The 3,451-nt window shown below is 36.4% G+C and carries 2 protein-coding genes and 1 pseudogene; 2 read left to right on the forward strand and 1 reads right to left on the reverse strand.

Going from position 1 to position 3,451, the window contains the following annotated elements; all coding sequences use genetic code 11:
* Positions 1–557: 557 nt before the first annotated feature.
* Together CV944_RS16445 and CV944_RS18015 are read left to right on the forward strand one after the other, a co-directional pair.
* The gene (locus CV944_RS16445; protein WP_047817803.1) at positions 558–1,073 is read left to right on the forward strand and encodes a GNAT family N-acetyltransferase; all 516 of its coding nucleotides are present in this window, start codon (positions 558–560) and stop codon (positions 1,071–1,073) included.
* A gap of 133 nt (positions 1,074–1,206) precedes the next feature.
* Positions 1,207–1,589: pseudogene (locus CV944_RS18015) on the forward strand (IS3-like element ISBth8 family transposase); the annotation flags it as partial.
* Between the two features lie 55 nt (positions 1,590–1,644).
* Here the strand turns inward: CV944_RS18015 and CV944_RS16450 are convergent.
* Positions 1,645–2,868, reverse strand: coding sequence for an MFS transporter (locus CV944_RS16450; protein ID WP_100660177.1), 1,224 nt, complete (start codon positions 2,866–2,868; stop codon positions 1,645–1,647).
* Between the last annotated feature and the right edge of the window lie 583 nt (positions 2,869–3,451).

Here is a 3,451-nt window from a genome sequence, read left to right on the forward strand (position 1 = left end):
GCGCTTCGCTTGGTGGCCCCGACGAGCGTCGCGAACAAAAGTTCGCAACCCTCGTCGGGGATCATTTCGGAATGTCACCCACAAATATTTTACTCACACAATGTATATTATATGACTAGTTATAAGAGAGAATGAACTACCCGTTTCAGATCTTCGGAATAGGTGTTAAAAGTTTGTCCTTTCTTGAATATAAAAAATCCCCTCTCAAATAGAACTCTTAAGAACATCATATTGAATGTTCTCTCTACCTGTAGGGGATAATACCAAAGTAGCTGCATAAGTTCAGATATTTCTCTCTGTTTAACGTGTCCATTTTCTTGACATAACACCAACTAGTGGATTCTCAAAAAATAGATAATTTACCAACGGATAATTGATGCAAACCAGGCAGTTTATTTTAAGGGAAATTATGGTATAATTACTAAAGTAATTCAAGAAGAAGGGAAATTTTAATGTATAACAAAAAATTAACTATTCAGTTGTGAAAAGCAGAGTTATTTTGGGAAAATGAGAATATGAGTGAGTTAAACCGTAATTTATTGAAGGAGAGAGGTATAATGTTTGAGACTGACCGACTTCTCATAAAACCGATTGAATCTATTCATGTAAATGCGCTCTATGAGATTTATATGTCTAATCCAGATTACGTTAATTTGACGGAAGGTACAACTGACGGGGAAGGCTCCTATACGAAAGAACAAATGTTGCGGGATTTACATATTGCAGAACTAACAGGCAGACAAGTTATGGGGATATTTAAAAAGATGGATCAGGAAATGATAGGTTTTCTTGAATATTGGGAGAAGGCCGATGTAGATCAGATGCCTTGGTTGGGATTGCTGATAATTCATAAAAAGTATCAAGGAAAAGGTTATGGCACCGAAGTTACAAAGGGTTTTCTTCAATGGGCAACTTCAGTGGGGTGGCCGGAGGTTCGAATTGCCGTTGTCAAAGATCTTAAGGATGTTGTATCTTTTTGGCAATCATTCGGTTTCCTCCCTTTTGCAGAAAAGGATAAACGTTTTCCATCTGGTATGAAACAGCTTGTTTGTATGAAATATCAATGTAAATAGGTGTAAAAAATAATTCCACAGTCATTCACTGACGATTTATATACTGTGTGCGACTTTAATAAAGGAGCTAGAGATCCCCAATCCGTGATCCGCAAAAAACGGACTTTCTACGGACAAAGAGGATTCGTGGTAAGTTATTGCGAGGGAATTATCTGAAAAAAATGATCTTGAATTGGTAGAGAATACACTGAAACAACTGAATGGGAAGCCGTTGGGTTAGAACGCTCTTCCTCATTCCAATCAAGATTCCAGTATATGATCAAATCCTATGAGAACAAGATCAAAGAACTTAACATTCAAGGAAGCCATCCTCGAAAAGTAAATTGCCATGACAACGCATGTATCGATGTTTCTCCTCACATTTAAAGATATAGAAGTTGTACTTAGTGTGCCCAAAAAGATCGAGCAAGCTTATCAAGCGATTCAAGAGATATTCATTTTTACAATCACCCATCATTTTCAAGAAAAACTAAACGACCTTTCCACGATTGATACCGAGAAAAGGCCGCTGCTTAATATAATCTTTTTTTTCATTGTCCACTTGACAGATTTATGTGCAAACCTTAGGTGTTCAGCATGTCTTTTTTTCTTGGAATGTTTGCTTAGATGGGTCTGTAACCAATAGGATTCCCACTAACACTCCTACAATAGTAATAAGAATACCGCCCAAAAAGCCCAATACACGAGGTTGTATCCATTCTAACAGCAAACCTGCGACAAACATGCTAATTCCCAGAATGCTGTTCCTCAGTGTAGCTAACGTACCAAAGACTTTACCTTGTTCATCGATGCTGACAGCTTCCATTACTAGTGTATTGGTACTTGCGATACCTATGCTGGAACCTACTGTACCCAGAAACAGCATTAATGAAGCTAAAGAGAAGTATGGAGATACACTCACAATTGAAAGAGATATTCCTTCTAAAATAAATCCCGCTGCTGCCATCTTTTTAAGATTTTGTGAAATGTAGTCCGCAAAAATGCCGCCTATTACAAACCCCAAACCAAGTGAACCGTAAAATATTCCTACACCTTGTTGCCCCATATCAAAGACTTGAAAAGAGTAAACGCTTAACAATACATTGATTGCCCCACCTCCTACGGGCCAAAGGGCAGACAAAACAATAATAGCTCGAAGCAAACGCGATTTTTTACATAAAGACAAAAATGATTTAATCTGCTCTTTATATGTGATTTTATTGGATTTAGTTCCGGTACGTGGAAAAGTAATCCCCATAGTAAGAAGAGCAGAAACAAGAAATGAAACGGAATTGAAAGTAAAAGCAAACTGCAATCCCCATATAGCTGTGAAAAACGCACCGAAAACGGAACCGATGATCATTACAATTCCAAAACTGGTTTGATCCAAAGCGTTTGCCGTCAATAAATTTTCCTTTCTTACCAAAGTTGGTATAGAAGCCGCCCGAGCTGGTATATAGAAGGTAGATAAGATAACTAGTCCGAAAGTAACCACATATACAATCCAGATTTGATCTTTAGAATTGACAAACAAAAAAGATAAAGCTAACACAGACCTAGTCAAGTCCATAGTTACAAGTATGATTTTTCTAGGGATTCTATCAGCAACCATTCCACCCAATGGTCCAAATACTAAATACGGGAGAACTCGTAGGGCAAGAGTAATTCCTACAGCCAAACTAGAACCAGTTAAAGTTAATATAATACTCAATACAGCTACATTGTTGAACCAATCCCCTACTCCACTGATGAATCCGGAAATAAATAAGCGCCGATATGATCTCTCATGACGCAAAAATTTAATGCTCTTGATCATTAAAGAGTCCCCCTAATTTTTATCACTTAAAAACTATATTGAAAACTACGATTTGGTCTTAAATGATATGAATTCTCCTTGGTAGGTCTAAAAATCTTTTCCAATGCCAAGAGAAAGAAAAAGTAGCCTAAGCTACCTTCTTATGATGACAATATTTTTTGAAAAGTTATTGCCAATTACCCCTTCTATAAAAACGTATTCGTAACAGCTGAATGCCCGTAGAGACGCCCTTAACTTGTATAGTCCTCGATTACCTTAGGTGCTTGCTGACTTAAGATCGGCTTTTTGAAAAGTTGATCTGACACGTTTGTTATTTCAGAGCGGGATATATAATCATTCAAATACAAGAATAATCCACGCTTTTTCAACCATAAGAAAATAAATCGTATCTTACTTTGTTTATAGAACTAAATTATATAATAATTGAAAAATAGTTTCAAATATTGTAATAATAATAATAATAATAAATATTTGTTAAAATAAATGGCTCTTCACCACAAAATGTACTTGACAATCAGGTTGTTTTCTGATCAAGGGTACAAAAAATGCGAAATTTCCTGTATGGTAAAGGTGACCAAACCAT

This window comes from Geobacillus sp. WSUCF-018B, from assembly GCF_002809985.1.
Taxonomy (GTDB): Bacteria; Bacillota; Bacilli; order Bacillales; family Anoxybacillaceae; genus Geobacillus; species Geobacillus thermophilus.

What these genes read in the sequence shown, in the direction of transcription:
- CV944_RS16445 (WP_047817803.1), top strand. Translation starts at nt 558, where the DNA reads ATGTTTGAGACTGACCGACTTCTCATAAAACCGATTGAATCTATTCAT.
- CV944_RS16450 (WP_100660177.1), bottom strand. Translation starts at nt 2,868, where the DNA reads ATGATCAAGAGCATTAAATTTTTGCGTCATGAGAGATCATATCGGCGC.